The following is a 15,376-nucleotide window of genomic DNA, read 5'->3' on the forward strand; positions in this document are numbered from 1 at the left end:
TATGGATTGCGCTAGCGTTAATAAAACAGGCGACGACATCTTATGCGAAATCTTACGCATTTCCACCGCGCCGTTCGACCAACGCTACAAGCGTTCAAATAGGGATTGGCGCCATAAAAAGATTTCTCAAGAAAAGATGCAAATTACAGACAAAGATAAGCGCGTCGCTAGCCCACAAAGCAGCTAGCGGCTAAGACTACCGCTCGTTTTGGCAAAGCGCGCTTCAAATTAAATTGATTGAAGTCAGAGGACAACGCGCCCGCACTCGGAGACCCAGGCAAGGCCTGCTAAAAGAATTAGCTAACTTATTCGGAACCGATCCAGACAATATCCTCGCGAGAGGAGAGCTTCCAACCCTGCTTTCGCTCGAGATAATCGAGCCCGATCATCTCGTCGAAGGCAAAAGAGTCGCTCTGTTGCCAAGCCATATACAATAAAACATAGCATCTACCCTTAACCAGCGCAACGACAAATAGTCATCAGTATTTATCAGCTGAAATCATATAACTGCCGTATATTGAAAATAGTGGAAAATATCGTCCCACATATCTTGACGCCCGTCCCGACCCAAATATTCTAACATTAGAAAATCCATGCATCTGCATTCTTAAGCGAAGAATTTTTGGGAAATGTTGAGTAAGATGACCCGGTCCATAAACAGAATAATTATATATCTTATTTCTTAAATAATGCGGATTTGGCGTCGTCAGCAACACCCTCCCGCCGATCTTCAATATTCTTTGAATTTCGCAGAGCGTCTTATCAACGTCTGAAGGGTATAAATGCTCCAGAAATTCTCCCGCAACCACCACGTCGAACGAACGGTCCTCGATCGGCATATCCGTCGCTAGGCCGTAGATCTTTTCTGAATACGCCTTCGGAAGACGCTCCAGCCGTTCATGAACGCAATCAATGCCGACGATCTGGAGACGATTGTCGAGAGCCTTCAGGGCTTCGCCGCCGCGCCCGGTATTGCATCCAATATCCAGAAGTTTTTCCGCGCCCGATGGAAGCAACCGGTAAAATTGTCCATAACGTTCGACGGTGAAGCCATCTTCTTCGGAGATGACCTGAACCTCATTTTGCTGCTCATAGGCTTGAAGCGACACGCTCACAACAAAAGTCCCTCGTTAAAAGACCAATCGACAGGCGTCCGGCGGCCGAGCGTGGATTACCCGCTGACCCTGCCGCCGCGTTGCACGCTTGCCTGGCGATCGCCATAGGCCGGCGCGGCGACATATGGCTTGCGCGCCCGCGTGGCGCGGACGATATGGTTGGCGATTTGAGGCGCCGCGAATTTGGCCCCGACAATAAAGCGAAGCACTGGACCGAAGCTGTTCGCCGCCGCCGGACCGGCAAAATAGAGGCCCGGGACCGTGGACTGCAAAGAGGACGAGAGCACCGGGGTATTGCCGGCCGTCTTAAGCCGGCCGAGAATAGATGCGCTCAAGAACGGCAAACGTCGGACATCGGGCGCATATCCGGTGGCGGCGACGACATGTTCCGCCGTCAATTGCTTCCTCGCGCCGTCGCGCCCCAGTAAATGAAGGTTCACGCGGCCGCCTTTAATTTCCGCACAATCCACTGTGTAGCCGAGAAGCGCCGGGACTTTTCCGACAAAACGCTCCTTCATGAACCATCCCGCGGAAGGGCCGAGCGACTTTCGCACGATGCGCAGCCGTCTTTGTTCAGGAATCCAATGAAAAAGCTGCGGGAAATCCGAATAGAGCAGGCTGCGCCAACCCGGTCCGACGCCTGACATCGGCGCCGTGAGTCGATCCCAAAGCGGACGGGGCAGTTGCATTTTTTCATGAATGGAGAGGCTTTGGCCGCGCGCGACGAGTTGCGCGTCGGCTCCGCTTTCATGAAGAAGCGTCGCGAGGTCAATTGCGGAAGAGCCGCCGCCTATGACGACAACCTTTCTCGATTTGAAGGGAGTCAGGTCGTGATGATCCTGAGAATGCGTGATGAATTCGCTTCCGAGCCCTTCCAGCGCCGGGGGGATCTGCCGAAAATAGCTCAAGCCGACCGCGACCACGACGGCGTCTGCGGCGACCGTTTCACCGTCGTCGAGAGTCAGGACAAATTCGTCCTCTCGGCGATCGAGGCCAGCGACAAGCCTGTCCTCGACGTCGGGAGCGAACCTGCTTTGAAAGGCGAGCCCGTAGGCGTTGAGCGTATCGAGGGGCACCGGAAGGCCGAGATCGGCGTAAGGCAAGCCGGCGTCATGGCAATATTGCTTCAACGTAAAGGCCGACTGCGGATCGTACAGGGTCGACGCGAAGCCTTCCGACTTGAGATGCATGCCCGCCGGCATTTGTGTCCGCCAAGGCCCCATCGTCCGGCCGAATATCCGATGCTCCACGCCACAGGCGCGCAAATGCGCCGCGATCGACAAGCCATACGGACCGGCTCCGATAATTGCGACTGGAATAGATTTCGTCATATCTTTCCTCATACGCGCGTCTGAATAAATCCAAATGATAAAAGCGCCGCGGCCCTTTCGGCCTCCGTCGCGAATGCTGGCTTACGACGCCGAAAATCTCTTCTCCGACGCAAAATCTCCGGCCCAAATATTGCGCGCCGATCCTACAGGCGCGCCAATATTTCCTGCTCCTTGCGCGCAACGAGATGCGATAGCCAATTGCGATAGATGATCGCCGCCGGCGTCCCGAGCGACCGGTCCGCCGCCTGGACTTCGGATGCGAGAGGAAATTCGGCCAGGAGCCCTTCATCCCGCCGCACGGCCGCGCGCGCGCGAAAGCCCGCGAGCCGCTCGACCGAGTCCGCGTCGAAATAGCCTTTCGGAATATTGGGATAGTCGGGCCTTTCCGACCGGAGATATCGCCCGACGTCGCGCTTGTATTCCTTAAGCAGGACACCCGAGTCATACTCGGGGTGTCCTTGAAAGAACAGGAACAGGGCCTTTCTCTCCTTGATGAAGAGATCGACGCCCGCCTCGGGCGAACAGGTAAGCACAAGATAGCCGCAGGCGCGCAGGGTCGCCGCGTCGACCTCGTTCCAACGCGAGTGTGGAATTTTCAAGCGCGGCGGAAGACCGACGACGAGCGGATGATCTTCGACGACGTCGTGGTCGAAGAGGCCGAGGCGTTTGTCAGGAAGCGCGCGGCGTTCGACGCCGTCGAGGTGCAGCACCGCGGCATGAGCCGCGAGGCACGACGAAACCGTCGAGACGGCATTGTCTTCCGCCCATTCGAGAACTCGACGAAAATCGGGCCAAAAAGGCTCGTCCTGAAGCTTCGCCGTCTGCGGCTCGGCCCCGGTGATCACCAGTCCGTCGAGCCGACGATTCCACAGATCCTCGATCGGGGCATAACGTCCGCTGGCGTAATGTCCGTTTATGTAGCGCAGCCCACGTTCGGCGCGGGGAACGCCGGGTAGGGAGTAGCAAGTAATGCGCAAGGGCGCGCCGCCGCCTGCGGCGCTCATTAATCCGGCGAACTGTCGTTCCGCGCCTTCGAGCGCAGCGTCCGGCATATTGTTGATCAAGCCGATCTCGATCGGCTCCCGCGAGCTTGGCGTGAGCCTCGTCCGCACTGGCTCGCGCCGCCTGATCGAGACGGCGGCGCCCTGATCCGTAGTCAAGATCGCCGGCATATTCGCGCCTCGCCTTCAATCGAAAAAGCCGCCCCCCCGCGCCGGTTCATCGCGTCGCGTCCAACGCCTGAGCGAGATCGGCGAGAATGTCGTCAATATGCTCGATTCCGATGCTGAGGCGGATCGTCTCGGGCGAGATGCCCGCCTTGCGCTGCTCCTCTAGCGACAATTGTCGATGCGTGGTCGAGGCTGGATGGCAGGCCAAGGATTTCGCGTCGCCCATGTTGACGAGCCGCTTGAATAATTTCAACGCATCGAAAAATTTCGCTCCCGACTCGAACCCTCCGGCGACGCCGAAGGTCATCAGGGAGCAGCATCGACCAGCCAAATATCTTTGCGCGAGCTTGTAGTAAGGGCTCTCCGGAAAGCCGACATAATTGATCCACTCCACGCGATCGTGGGCGCGCAGGAATTCCGCCGCGCGACGCGCATTCTCGACATGGCGCTCGACGCGAAGCGGCAAGGTCTCGACGCCTTGCAGCAGCAGAAAAGCGCTCAGAGGCGATAGAGTCGAGCCGGTGTTTCTTTGGGCGACGGTGCGGCATCGGGCGATATAAGCTGCGTCGCCATACTGCTCCGTGTAGACGACGCCGTGGTAGGACGGCTCCGGCTCGTTGAACATGTAGAAGCGCCGCCGATGCTCTCGCCACGGAAACCGCCCGCTGTCGACGATGATCCCCCCCAACGTGGTGCCGTGGCCGCCCATGAATTTCGTCAAGGCGTGAACGACGATATCCGCGCCATGCTGGATGGGCTTCAGGAGAACAGGCGTCGCGACCGTATTGTCGACGATGAGCGGAACGCCATGCTTGTGGGCGATCTCCGCGAGCGCGGCGATGTCGGCGATGTTGCCGGCAGGGTTGCCGACCGTTTCGCAGTAGATCGCGCGCGTGCCGTCGTCGATCAGCCGCTCGATCGCGGCTGGATCGTCGCTTTCGGCGAAACGCGTATTAATTCCCTGCTTAGGCAGCAGATGCGCGAAAAGCGTGTAGGTGGCCCCGTAAAGCTGAGGCAGCGATACAATGTTGTTTCCCGCCTCCGCCAGGTTGAGAATGGCGTAATTGATCGCCGCCATCCCCGAGCTCACGGTCAACGCCTCCACGCCGCCCTCGAGCGCCGCGACGCGCCGCTCCAGCACGGCGTTGGTCGGATTGCCGATCCTCGTGTAGATATTCCCCTCGACCTCGAGATTGAAAAGCGCGGCCCCATGCTCCGCGCTATCGAATTCATAGGCCACGGTCTGGTATATCGGCACGGCGCAAGCGTGCGTCGTAGGATCGCCGGCATAGCCGCCATGAATGGAAACGGTCTCATCCTTCATTGCGCAGCAAACCTGACGATAAAAATTTGTAAATAAGCCTTAAGATGTAAATATAACAATGAACATTTCAACATTGTTATCACTTTCTAAAGATTTAAGTGATTTATAATTATGTAAACAATGCATGCACTATTTTTTATGTCAAGCTTATCAAGACGGACTACACCATGGACCGTTGGTTTATAAATTTATCACAAATATTATCTTTCAGAATATCTTCTGGGCTGCTTCGGTCGCCCGTCGGCTAAATCATGGGAACGAACGCAGCGCCGCGATGCGATCATCGGGCATCGTCCTGCCTTCCGCCTCGACGCCTCCCATCAAGAAAACGACTTCGGTGCGATTTTTCGCGCGAAGCTTCTTCATGATATTTCGGACATGAACCTTGACGGTGCTTTCGCACATGCTGAGCTCATGCGCGATCACCTTGTTGGCTTTGCCTTGCCGCAACAACTCAACCACAGCCATTTGGCGGGCCGTAAAAAGGCCGCGCCGAGGCTTCTCGTCCCGCAACGACGGATGTTCTATCGAACCGCGCGACGCGATCAGCGCTCCCGCCGGCACGAAAGTGCCGCCTGCCCTCACGAGATGAATGGCGTGCAGGACGACGTCAAAGGCCATGCTCGTCGTGACATAGCCGCGCGCGCCCTTGTCCAGCGCCTGGAATATGCTTCGAGGATCCTCCCGATCGGAAACGACGACGATTGCAAGATCGCTGACAGCCCGCAAAAGCATGGCGACGTCCCGCCCGACCTCGACCTCAGACCTCTCGCCGAGGCAAAGAACGATGACCGGCCCAGGCGCCGCGAAGGGTTGCTCCTTTAACCAATCTTCCGCAGAAGAAAAGGAACGGACCAAATCGTAGCTGGAGCTGCCCTTCAGACATCGCACAAGGCATTCGCGAATGAGCGCCCGCTCCTCGATCACGACCAGCGTTCGCAGACCCGCATCCGCCGCCCTTGCCGGAATAGGCGGGCTACGTCGCGCATCAGCGACGAGCGCAACAGCTTCATCCAAGCCCTTAGGCGCATCAGCCTGCGTAATGAGAAGCGACTCATGAGCGAATGCCGATGATCCCATTTCGGATTCGGCCATGCGACAATGCCTCCTTTTAAATTTTGGGGTAAATTGCTTCATCGCCCGGGTACAAAACTCTAAAACAGCTTAACTATAGATATTTAGCTATTAATAAATACAATACGCTAAAAACTTTGCATAATCGTCAGTTGATAGTCTTATTTATTTAAAATGCACATATAATGTAAAATGCACAAGTGACTTTCATATACATAAGTTTAATACGAATAGCAACTGCCTGTATATATTTGACCATGAGGTCTTGTCCAAACCTACCTCCAAATCAAATAGTGGTGAACCTCGCGACGCTTTTGCCGCTCTTGCAACAAAATCGCAGGCCGTGATGTTCTATTAAATTTTGAAAGTATTTAGCGCGCATACATCATCGCGCTATGTTGCGACATTTATTTTCACTTACTGGATCGACGTGGCATGATGGCGCAAACGTAAGGCCCTACCAGCTTGAGGCCTTCGATCAAATATACGCATCAGCGGTCGCAGACGACCAAAACACGATCGGATCCGTGTCGGAGCCCGCGAAGCGCATGGCTTATGTCGCTTCCGAGGGCTCCGGCAAAAATGCTGGCGTCTTAAAAGCAGTTCCGATGGATCAAATGCCCATCCCGCAGCTCGTTTTCCGACGCTTAGCGAAAAGCGAGACCCCAGCGCCGAGACGTAAAGCCTTACGCCGGGAGCGGCTGCGCCGGCGGCGTAAGGCTTCGGGCTTTAGGGATGCACCCGCGGACCCGCCGCAGCGCGCGGATAGGCGCGAGCAATCCACCGACCGTCTGTCAGCAGGACCGGATCTGAAGGGGGAAACGGCCGAGGCGACAACCCGCTCAATTCGGCAGGAGGCCGCCCATAGCCATGATCAAGAGCCGATTTCGATCCAGATTTACGCGATCTAATGCAAGAGCGCATCCGATCGGTCGTGGCGCAATTTGGCGATCTCATCCTTGAGCAAAAGCTTGCGACGCTTCAATTCCGCCAGCTTCAGCTCGTCGGCTGCCGGATGGGCCAATTCCTTGGCTATTTCCTTGTCGAGGGCCTCATGGCGCTGCTCAAGCGCGCTCAAATGAGTATCGAGGGACATGCAGAACTCCTTTCGTCAAGGTCTTCGCATAGCCATCAAATTTGGCACAGGTTTTGGAATTTACGAAGGCGCTTCTTCGGGCTTTCATTCAATTTTCATATCGCCGCCATGTCGTCGAAGAAAGCGCTGCGGCGCCGCGACGGCCCTTGTCCGAAACGACCGCCGAACTTATTTTCGCGCGTCGCGCGCAACGACGGCATATCGCGAGCGGTCTGTCATCAAGCGTGACCGAGACCCTAGATTGGCTCAAAGCAGGGGCGAACGCATATTCGCGCCGGCGCCCCAGAAGCTTCGCCCGCCGCTAGAATAAGGAGAGTTTCAATTCATGGCCGAAAAACTGAGCGACGAAGACCGCGCCTTGCTACAGGCGGAGCTCGAGCATCTCAAGCAAGAGCACCGCGATCTCGACGCCGCGATCGAAGCGTTGCTCCAGCTCGGCGCCGCCGCCGATCAACTGCAAGTTCAACGGCTCAAAAAGCGCAAGCTCGTTTTGCGCGACCGCCTCGTCTTCCTCGAAGATCAGCTGACGCCGGATATTATCGCGTGAGGAGGCGCGTCAGGCCTACAGCTTCTCGATGCGCGCGAGGGTGAACAATCCGAAAGGCGCCAGCCGCCGCCGCTCCAACAGGCGAACCTGGGGATTGGAGTCGATCCAATCTCCCAAGATGGACCAAGGAAATTCCGGTCGCCACCCGAGTTCCGCGCTGCACCTTGCGAGCATGCTTTCAATCCAAGCCATAGGGCCGGACGCCGCGCCGACATGGTTGACGAGGATGATTTGGCCGCCGGGCTTTGCGACCCGAACCAATTCGTCGAGGCTTGCCTCCGGCTCCGGCACGACGGTCAGAACATAAGGCGCAACCACCGCATCGAAATGACTGTCGGGAAAGGCGAGCCGCGTTGCGTCCATCGCCGCGAGCCCCTCCACATTGGATAGAGCCTTGGCGCCGACGCGGCGCTGCGCGCGCCGCAACATCGGCTCGGATAGATCAATGCCGATCAATTTGGTTCGGCGATCGAACATGGGAAGTTCGAGGCCCGTGCCCACCCCGACGTCGAGGACTCGTCCGCCCGGGCGGGCGCCGGCGGCGGCAACCGCTTTCCGTCCAGGCCGCATGACCAAGGCGAAGACAAAGTCATAAACCGGCGCCCAGCGCGCATAGCTCGACTTGACATGCTTATTGTCGAGGATGGAGACCTCGTGCGCCTCTGGCGCGGACGCCGCATCCGAGGCGAGCATGGGGCCGGAAAAGACTTCCTCCTGCACGGGCGTTAACCTCCAGCCTGGGCCGTCGACGGATTGAGCTCCGAGAATCGGAGACCGCCGCCGCGATCGCGTTTTTTTAGTTTGTTTATTCGAAATTCAGGCCCCGCCCGCTGCAGGAGCTTCAACCAAAGACGGAAACTCATCCGTCCGCGCGCGGCGCGAGATCTTAGTCGCGGCCGGGCAAGCCGGTTCAGTCGCGCTGATGAAGCCTCCGCCCAGAACCCGCGCCTGTGGCCGGTCCGACTCGTAAAAGACGCAAGCTTGGCCGGGAGACACCGCGTCCTCGTCGCTCGCGAACTCGACCAAGGTGTCGCCGTCGGCGACATAAAGATAGCCTGGAACAGGCGGTCGGCTGGAGCGCACCTGCACGAAAAGCTCACGCCCTTCACTCGTCGCGGCCCCAGGCCCGTCGGGGCCGATCCAGTTGAGGCCGCGCAGTCGCACCAGGCGCGTCGCAAGCGCCCGTCGCGGACCAACGATCACGCGCGCGCGCGCCGCATCGAGCCGGATGACGAAAAGAGGCTCGCCCGCGGCGGCGCCTGTGGCGCCCAGTCCCAGCCCGCGCCTCTGCCCGATCGTATAATGGATGACGCCCGAATGACGCCCGAGAACGCGGCCGTCGACATGGACGATCTCGCCAGGCGCCGCCGCGCCCGGCGACAGGCGCTCGATGAGATCGCTATATTTGCCTTCAGGCACGAAGCAAATATCCTGGCTGTCCGCTTTATCGGCGACGAGCAGGTCGAATCGGCGCGCCAAGGCGCGAACCTCGCTCTTGGCCAAATCGCCGAGGGGAAAGCGCAAAAGCTCAAGCTGGGCCTTTGTCGTGGCGAACAGGAAATAGCTTTGGTCTCGCGTGGCGTCGGCGGCGCGGTGGAGCGCCCGCCGTCCGGATGAGTCGAGCCTCGAGGAGACATAATGCCCCGTCGCCAGCGCATCCGCGCCGAGATCCTGCGCCGTCTGGAACAAATCGGCGAATTTGATCTCGCTGTTGCAGGAGACGCAGGGGATGGGGGTCTCCCCCGTCACATAGCTATGCGCGAAAGGATCGATGACCTTTTTACGGAATAGCTCCTCGTAATCCAGAACATAGTGGGGAATGCCGAGACGCGACGCGACGGTGCGGGCGTCTTGAATGTCCTGGCCAGCGCAGCAAGATCCTTTGCGATGGACTGCGTCTCCATGATCATAAAGCTGCAGGGTCACCCCGATCACGTCGTAACCCTGCTCCTTGAGCAGAGCGGCGACGACTGCGGAATCGACGCCGCCCGACATTGCGACGACGACGCGAGTCTGCGCCGGCGGCTTCGCAAAGCCCAGACTATTGACGCCGTCGTTGTGTCTCGAAGCTTGGCTTTTCGTCATGGCCGCCGTATTTCTATTGAGCCGAACCCGCCTCCGCGCAGTCCCATCGCCGCGCGCCTTCCACGTCTCGGATCCGTGCGCCTGATCGCGGCGGCGCAGCCGTCTCGCCATTCAAATCCAATCCTCTTCATATATCGTCCGCCCGCCACCGCGCAATCCCGCTCCGCGCCAAGCTCGCGGATCCTGGCGACCTTCCGCCAGCTCGCCCGACAGGCCGGAGCTCCGCGCGAGCTGCAAAAGCGTGGTTTTTGTCGTCAAATGGATCGATCCGAGCTGAAATCACAAAAATCCGGCGGCAAGGGCACGGAGATTCTTCAGCAAAATCATGGCGCCGGCTTAGGCAAATTTTAAAACACCGCCCCTATTCTCGCGACCAATGAACAGAGTTTGTCGCGCGAGTTTCGGAAATGGCTGAACCAAATCGTCACCGGGCCAAATATGTCATCGGGCCGGACGGAAGCCCATTGACCATAGCGGACTTGCCGCCCGCGACGACAAAACGTTGGGTGATTCGGCGTAAGGCGGAAGTGGTCGCGGCGGTTCGCGGCGGCCTGCTCACCCTGGACGAAGCCTGCAGCCGTTACACGCTCACGGTCGATGAATTCCTATCGTGGCAAATGTCCATCGATCAGCATGGGCTTGCCGGTCTTCGCACAACGCGAATCCAGCAATATCGGCTCTGAAGCAGATTGCCGCGAAGCGCGGTTTTTCGTCCCGGCGCCTATTTCGCCGCTGCGCTTCAAACATCCGCATTGTCTATTGGGTCGGGCTCCAGCTTGTAGCGCACGATCAAGGGCGCCTGGGCGACCGAGAAGACGAAGATCAGTATAAGAATCCCCGGAAATTTGAAGTAGACCCAGAAATCATTCGACTGGGTCCGCCAAACCAGCTCATTCAACAGCGCGAGCAAGAAGAAGAAGGCGCCCCAGCGAATGGTCAGCGCGCGCCAGCCTTTCTCGGTGATCGCGAAAGCGTTTTCGAATATGATCGGCAGCAAGAGCTTGTTCATGGCGAGGCCGCCGAAAAGCGCCACGCCGAAGCCGACATAAAGAACTGTCGGCTTCATCTTGATGAAGCTCGTGTCCTGCAAATAAAGGGTAAGAGCACCGAAAATCAGCGCCATGACCGCTGTCAGGAGAGGCATGGCCGGAAGCTTCCGGGTTTTGACGAGCGAAACCGCCAGCGCGACGACGACCGCCGCCATCAATACCAAGGTCGCCGTGAAAAGACCGGCGTTGGGGCCGGCGAGGATCGCTTGCGGCAAGAACGGCGCGACAAGAGGCTCGAACAGTTTCGGCCGTGCGTTCGCGATGAAAAATAGCAGAAGCGGGCCCATCTCCACGCCGAGCTTCAACCACGGGACGGACCGCTTATCCTGCGGAGCGGCGAGGGCCGTCACCGGATTCGACATATCGTTCATATGAACCGCTCTTCCTTCTCTGCGCATCCATTCGCCCCCAATGTACGCGAGACGCTGACCCGGGCAAGACTGCTCTACTCTTCCATTCCCGCGATCGCGCGGGCGAAATCGCGCGCGGTGAAGGCTTCGAGATCATCAGCCGTTTCGCCGATGCCGATGAAATGGACCGGTAGCTGAAACTTATCCGTAATCGCGACGAGAATGCCTCCGCGCGCCGTGCCGTCGAGCTTTGTCATGACCAGGCCGGTCACGCCCGCCACCCGACCGAAAATCTCGACCTGGCTGATGGCGTTTTGACCGACCGTGGCGTCGAGGACGAGAAGGACGGCGTGCGGCGCCTCCGCGTCGACTTTCTTCATGACGCGAATGATTTTCTCGAGCTCAGCCATGAGCTCGGCCCGATTTTGCAAGCGTCCTGCGGTGTCCATCAGCACAATGTCGTCGCCCCGCTCCTGCGCGGCCTTGATCGCGTCGAATGCGAGCGCCGAGGCGTCGGCGCCTTGCTCGCGCGAAATCACCGGGCAATGAAGCCTTGAGCCCCAAATCATCAATTGCTCGATCGCCGCGGCGCGAAACGTGTCGCCGGCGGCCAGAAGCACGCGTTGGCCTTCGGCCGTGAATTTGGCTGCGAGCTTGCCGATGGTCGTCGTCTTGCCGGAGCCGTTCACGCCGACCACGAGAATCACATAAGGTTTCTTCGCGGGGTCGATTTCAAGAGGGCGGGCGTAAGGCGCCAAGACCCGCTCCACCTCCGCGGAGAGGATCGCCTTGACCTCGTCCACTTCGACATTCTTGTCGTAGCGGCCCTGGCCGACGATTTTGGCGATGCGCGACGCGGTGGCGACGCCGAGATCGGCGCGAATAAGGACGTCCTCGAGATCGTCGAGCATAGCCTCATTGAGCTTGCGCTTCGTGAAGATCGCGACGAGACCGCTCGCAATCGAATTGGACGAGCGCGCGAGGCCCTCGCGCAGCCGCGCCCACCAGCTCCGCTTCTGCGCCGGGGCCGCTTGCTCCAAGGGCTGCAAGGGCGATTGCGCGAGGGGCCGCGCCTCCGGCTCCGCATCCATCTCGCTTTCGACCGGCTCGCGCGTTTCCACGAGCACCGCCTCGGCCGCCTCGGGAAGCAGCGCTTCCTCCGTGCGCAGCTCGCCAACCGGGCTCTCCTCGGCCAGAGATTGATCGGGCTCCGACGGCGCCGCCTCGCGGCTTTGCGTCTGCGTCTGTTCCTCGACGCTCTCCTTGCGGCCGAAGACGCGGCGGAAAAAACTCTGCTTCGACTTTGCCGTCGAGTCGTTTTCTTGGCTCACAATCACATCCTATCCTTCGGTCCGCCGGAGCGGCCGCTTACGCGCCGGCGCGCTTTTGGGAGGTCCCTGCTCGCGTTCTTTCGGCGGGCGCCTCGGCCAAAAGGAACGTAAAAACAACTCGTGGACGCAGCGCTTCTCAATATTCTCCGTTTCAGCGAACTATATAAGACTGGCGGCGCGATTGTGATCATATAAAATTCCGGTCGACGGGAACGGTCTCGCCTCAGTTCCATTATTATACGCGGCGGCGCGCCGCAGGCGGCGAAGATCAGAGCCTCAACTCCGAATCGTCGCGTCTTGGCACCGGGAGGATAATAATGGATCGCCGGTCTTTCGTGACGTCGGCTCTGCTGTCTGCGGGCGTTCTTGCTTTGACGCTTGGAGCAGCCCAAGCTTTGCCAGGAGCCTCTCCGCACGACGATCTCGCTCAGATAACGAAAAGCGATGTAGAAACCGTCTGGTGGAGACGCCGTTGGCGCCGTCGCCATTGGCGGCGCTGGCGGCGTTGGTGATCGAGGCCCGCCCCAATCCGAACGGGCCTAGAGCGCTTTCCGACCGAATGGACCCGTTCGGTCGATTAGAACTCGCTCCAGTTTCAGAGACTCAAGCATATTCTGGTCGATCTGATCGATTCGGCCCGAGCGAAATACGCTCTAGGCGAGCGGATCGATCTGGCCGGGCGTGACTCGCAGCATTTGCGCCCGCATCTCCAGCCCCGTGAAAGTCGCCGGATCGGCGCCGGTCAACCAAACCTGCCCGCCGAGAGATCCGAATTGATCGTAAAGCGCCATCCGCCGGGTCGGATCGAAATGCGCCGCGATCTCGTCGAGAAGGACAAGAGGGGGAAGGCCGCTCGTCCTTTCGACCAGATGCGCCTGCGCCAGGACGAGCCCGACCAGCAGCGCCTTCTGCTCGCCGGTCGAGGCCTGAGCCGCCTCGATGTTCTTGGGGCCGTGGCGCACGCAAAGGTCGCTCGCCTGCGGCCCAATGAGGGCGCGTCCCGCCGCGCTATCCCTGGCGCGATGGTCGCGCAGCATCTCGCGATAGAGATCTTCCGCCTCCAGCGCGGGCCGCTCGGCGACAAGGGTCTCCACCTCCCCGCGCAGAGCGATTTCCGCCCAAGGAAAAGCCGCTGCCCCTTCTCGCGTCGCCGCGATCAAAGCTGAAAGCAAGGAGACCGTCTCGACGCGAGCGGCGGCGACCGCGACCCCGAGCTCGGCGATCTCGCGCTCGATCGCGTCGAGCCAGCTCCTTTCCGATTGGCTTTGTCCCGATTCGAGAAGCCGGTTGCGGCCGCGCAAGGCGCGCTCGAAGGCGCTCACGCGCGCGCCATGATCGGCGTCGACCGAAAGCACGAGCCGGTCGAGGAAACGGCGGCGTTCGCCCGGCGATCCGGTGAAAAGCCCATCCATGGACGGCGTCAGCCAGACGACACGGAGGTGATCGCAGAAGGCGCGGATCGAGCCGACTGGCTCCCGGTCGATACGATATTTGCGCAAAGGCGGCGCATTATCCTGGCGCTCGACGCCGGTCCCGAGCTGAATTTCGCCCAAGGGCGCGGCGAGCTCGACCGAGACCGCAAAACCGCCCGAGCTCATCTTGCGCGAAAATTCGCTCAAATCCGCCCGGCGCAGGCCGCGCCCCGGCGTCAGCAAGGACAAGGCCTCGATCACATTGGTCTTGCCGGCACCATTGTCCCCCGTGAGGACGACGACGGGCGCCGATATAGCGAGATCAAGCGCTGAGTAGGAACGAAAATCGGCCAGGGTCAGGCGCCGCACGCCGCGAAAACCGTCTCCGCGCGGCACGGCGCTGATCGGCGCCCTTTCCATCTGATCACACATTGAAACGCGCCTTCAAGGCCTCAAGCCTCTTGAAGCTCGAGCGATCTCTTGCAACCGATAAGCGCCGAGGCCAATCGCTTCATCGCCGGCCGTGTTATGGTTCGGCCATGGAAAAAGCGCTCCTCCTCCGCCGCCGGACGCCCGATGACCTCGATCGCCTCGCCGATCTTTGGGTCGCGAGCTGGCGGGAAGCAATGCCCGACATCGATTTTTCCGCGAGACGCTCCTGGTTTTGCGATCATCTCCGCGCGCTCGAAGCGGCTGGAGCCGCCACGGTCTGCGCAGTCGACGGGTCCGACCGGCCAATCGGTTTCGTGACCATTGATCCCGCGACCGCCTATCTCGATCAGATCGCCGTCGCGCCGAGAGCCAAGGGGAGCGGCGCCGCCGCCCTCCTTCTGAGCGAGGCCCGCCGCCTCTCGCCGACCAGCCTGATCCTGGAGGTCAACCAGGACAACGCCCGCGCCCTTCGATTTTACGAGCGCGAAGGCTTCGAAAAAATCGCCGAAGGCGTGAATCCGCGCTCCGGGCTGAAAACGTGGCGCCTTCGCTGGCAGAAACGAGCTTGAATATTTTTGTGCATTGCGGCATTTAGATCGCGATTGCTTTGGATCGTCTCGATTCAAGATCACTAAACTAATCGATTTCAATAACTTCAGGTGACTTAACGGCGGATTGCCTGACGTCGCCTCTCCTCACACTCCGCGCCGGCATCCAGCGGCGCGTGACGCCGATCAGCGCGCATCCGGCGCAAAACGGGAGCTGCGGTCAATGCTGCAAAGATTCGTGGTGGTCCAGGCCCTGGGCGGCAAGCCCTTGAAGCGAATCGTCATGACGAGCGATTCAAAGGGCATTCTCGTCGCAGACCCAGGCCTTCTCGGCGAAATCGAAACCGGCATTCATCAGCCCGTGACCGCGCCGCTGAGAACCGTGTTCAATTTCGACGAACCGGTCTTCGCCGAGCTCATGTCGCAATGGCATGCGGACAAGAAGACCGACGCCGCGACCTGGGCCAAGCTCGACCGGTTCCAGCCTATGCTTGACGCGGCCGAATAAGCAAT

The 15,376-nt window shown here is 59.5% G+C and carries 15 protein-coding genes; 4 read left to right on the forward strand and 11 right to left on the reverse strand.

What is annotated here, in order from left to right; genetic code table 11:
• Nucleotides 1–479: 479 nt before the first annotated feature.
• From METAC_RS0114895 to METAC_RS0114925, 6 genes are all read right to left on the reverse strand, one after another.
• Nucleotides 480–1,115, reverse strand: a complete 636-nt coding sequence (locus tag METAC_RS0114895; protein WP_026607660.1) for a class I SAM-dependent methyltransferase — start codon at nt 1,113–1,115, stop codon at nt 480–482.
• 56 nt (nt 1,116–1,171) lie between these two features.
• Nucleotides 1,172–2,446, reverse strand: a complete 1,275-nt coding sequence (locus tag METAC_RS0114900; protein WP_026607661.1) for an NAD(P)-binding domain-containing protein — start codon at nt 2,444–2,446, stop codon at nt 1,172–1,174.
• A gap of 143 nt (nt 2,447–2,589) precedes the next feature.
• A complete protein-coding gene (gene metA, locus METAC_RS23845) occupies nt 2,590–3,618 on the reverse strand; it encodes a homoserine O-succinyltransferase MetA (RefSeq protein WP_036255630.1) in 1,029 nt (342 codons plus the stop codon).
• Between the two features lie 46 nt (nt 3,619–3,664).
• Complete coding sequence (locus METAC_RS0114910) at nt 3,665–4,939, reverse strand: O-acetylhomoserine aminocarboxypropyltransferase/cysteine synthase family protein (protein ID WP_026607662.1); 1,275 nt, start codon at nt 4,937–4,939, stop codon at nt 3,665–3,667.
• A gap of 249 nt (nt 4,940–5,188) precedes the next feature.
• A complete protein-coding gene (locus tag METAC_RS23850; protein WP_051335605.1) occupies nt 5,189–6,034 on the reverse strand; it encodes a response regulator transcription factor in 846 nt (281 codons plus the stop codon).
• An 886-nt stretch (nt 6,035–6,920) separates the two neighbouring features.
• A complete protein-coding gene (locus METAC_RS0114925) occupies nt 6,921–7,109 on the reverse strand; it encodes a YdcH family protein (protein ID WP_026607664.1) in 189 nt (62 codons plus the stop codon).
• A gap of 325 nt (nt 7,110–7,434) precedes the next feature.
• On the opposite strand from METAC_RS0114925, the gene METAC_RS0114935 reads away from it, so the two are divergent.
• Nucleotides 7,435–7,656, forward strand: coding sequence for a YdcH family protein (locus tag METAC_RS0114935; RefSeq protein WP_026607666.1), 222 nt, complete (start codon nt 7,435–7,437; stop codon nt 7,654–7,656).
• 15 nt (nt 7,657–7,671) lie between these two features.
• Here METAC_RS0114935 and METAC_RS0114940 read toward each other — a convergent pair whose 3' ends face one another.
• Nucleotides 7,672–8,349, reverse strand: a complete 678-nt coding sequence (locus METAC_RS0114940) for a class I SAM-dependent methyltransferase (protein WP_036255632.1) — start codon at nt 8,347–8,349, stop codon at nt 7,672–7,674.
• Nucleotides 8,350–8,472: 123 nt separating this feature from the next.
• Nucleotides 8,473–9,741, reverse strand: a complete 1,269-nt coding sequence (mnmA, locus tag METAC_RS23855) for a tRNA 2-thiouridine(34) synthase MnmA (RefSeq protein ID WP_051335854.1) — start codon at nt 9,739–9,741, stop codon at nt 8,473–8,475.
• 407 nt (nt 9,742–10,148) lie between these two features.
• Here mnmA and sciP point away from each other — a divergent pair, with 407 nt between their 5' ends.
• Nucleotides 10,149–10,424, forward strand: a complete 276-nt coding sequence (gene sciP / locus METAC_RS0114960) for a CtrA inhibitor SciP (RefSeq protein WP_026607668.1) — start codon at nt 10,149–10,151, stop codon at nt 10,422–10,424.
• A 56-nt stretch (nt 10,425–10,480) separates the two neighbouring features.
• Here sciP and METAC_RS0114965 read toward each other — a convergent pair whose 3' ends face one another.
• The 3 genes from METAC_RS0114965 to recF all read right to left on the reverse strand — a co-directional run bounded on the left by METAC_RS0114965 (nt 10,481) and on the right by recF (nt 14,303).
• Complete coding sequence (locus tag METAC_RS0114965) at nt 10,481–11,161, reverse strand: septation protein A (RefSeq protein WP_026607669.1); 681 nt, start codon at nt 11,159–11,161, stop codon at nt 10,481–10,483.
• A gap of 74 nt (nt 11,162–11,235) precedes the next feature.
• Nucleotides 11,236–12,471 (reverse strand): signal recognition particle-docking protein FtsY, encoded by a 1,236-nt coding sequence (gene ftsY, locus METAC_RS0114970; RefSeq protein ID WP_036256594.1) that lies wholly within the window; start codon nt 12,469–12,471, stop codon nt 11,236–11,238.
• A 653-nt stretch (nt 12,472–13,124) separates the two neighbouring features.
• Nucleotides 13,125–14,303: a DNA replication/repair protein RecF gene (recF, locus tag METAC_RS0114975; protein WP_051335606.1), complete on the reverse strand. Its 1,179-nt coding sequence runs from the start codon at nt 14,301–14,303 to the stop codon at nt 13,125–13,127.
• 119 nt (nt 14,304–14,422) lie between these two features.
• Here recF and METAC_RS0114980 point away from each other — a divergent pair, with 119 nt between their 5' ends.
• Both METAC_RS0114980 and METAC_RS0114985 read left to right on the forward strand, forming a co-directional pair.
• Nucleotides 14,423–14,884 carry a GNAT family N-acetyltransferase gene (locus METAC_RS0114980; protein WP_026607672.1) on the forward strand — a complete coding sequence of 154 codons (462 nt, stop codon included), beginning with the start codon at nt 14,423–14,425 and terminating at the stop codon, nt 14,882–14,884.
• A 202-nt stretch (nt 14,885–15,086) separates the two neighbouring features.
• Nucleotides 15,087–15,371 carry a hypothetical protein gene (locus tag METAC_RS0114985; protein WP_156898236.1) on the forward strand — a complete coding sequence of 95 codons (285 nt, stop codon included), beginning with the start codon at nt 15,087–15,089 and terminating at the stop codon, nt 15,369–15,371.
• Nucleotides 15,372–15,376: the final 5 nt, after the last annotated feature.

Origin of the sequence: Methylocapsa acidiphila B2 (genome assembly GCF_000427445.1) — a bacterium.
GTDB classification, from domain to species: Bacteria; Pseudomonadota; Alphaproteobacteria; order Rhizobiales; family Beijerinckiaceae; genus Methylocapsa; species Methylocapsa acidiphila.

Excerpts from the sequence above, each read along its gene's own strand:
- METAC_RS0114985 (WP_156898236.1), top strand. The coding sequence starts at position 15,087 with ATGCTGCAAAGATTCGTGGTGGTCCAGGCCCTGGGCGGCAAGCCCTTG.
- METAC_RS0114935 (WP_026607666.1), top strand. The coding sequence starts at position 7,435 with ATGGCCGAAAAACTGAGCGACGAAGACCGCGCCTTGCTACAGGCGGAG.
- recF (WP_051335606.1), bottom strand. The coding sequence starts at position 14,303 with ATGGAAAGGGCGCCGATCAGCGCCGTGCCGCGCGGAGACGGTTTTCGC.
- sciP (WP_026607668.1), top strand. The coding sequence starts at position 10,149 with ATGGCTGAACCAAATCGTCACCGGGCCAAATATGTCATCGGGCCGGAC.
- METAC_RS0114980 (WP_026607672.1), top strand. The coding sequence starts at position 14,423 with ATGGAAAAAGCGCTCCTCCTCCGCCGCCGGACGCCCGATGACCTCGAT.
- metA (WP_036255630.1), bottom strand. The coding sequence starts at position 3,618 with ATGCCGGCGATCTTGACTACGGATCAGGGCGCCGCCGTCTCGATCAGG.
- METAC_RS0114965 (WP_026607669.1), bottom strand. The coding sequence starts at position 11,161 with ATGAACGATATGTCGAATCCGGTGACGGCCCTCGCCGCTCCGCAGGAT.
- METAC_RS0114925 (WP_026607664.1), bottom strand. The coding sequence starts at position 7,109 with ATGTCCCTCGATACTCATTTGAGCGCGCTTGAGCAGCGCCATGAGGCC.
- METAC_RS0114940 (WP_036255632.1), bottom strand. The coding sequence starts at position 8,349 with ATGCTCGCCTCGGATGCGGCGTCCGCGCCAGAGGCGCACGAGGTCTCC.
- METAC_RS0114900 (WP_026607661.1), bottom strand. The coding sequence starts at position 2,446 with ATGACGAAATCTATTCCAGTCGCAATTATCGGAGCCGGTCCGTATGGC.
- METAC_RS23850 (WP_051335605.1), bottom strand. The coding sequence starts at position 6,034 with ATGGCCGAATCCGAAATGGGATCATCGGCATTCGCTCATGAGTCGCTT.
- METAC_RS0114910 (WP_026607662.1), bottom strand. The coding sequence starts at position 4,939 with ATGAAGGATGAGACCGTTTCCATTCATGGCGGCTATGCCGGCGATCCT.
- mnmA (WP_051335854.1), bottom strand. The coding sequence starts at position 9,741 with ATGACGAAAAGCCAAGCTTCGAGACACAACGACGGCGTCAATAGTCTG.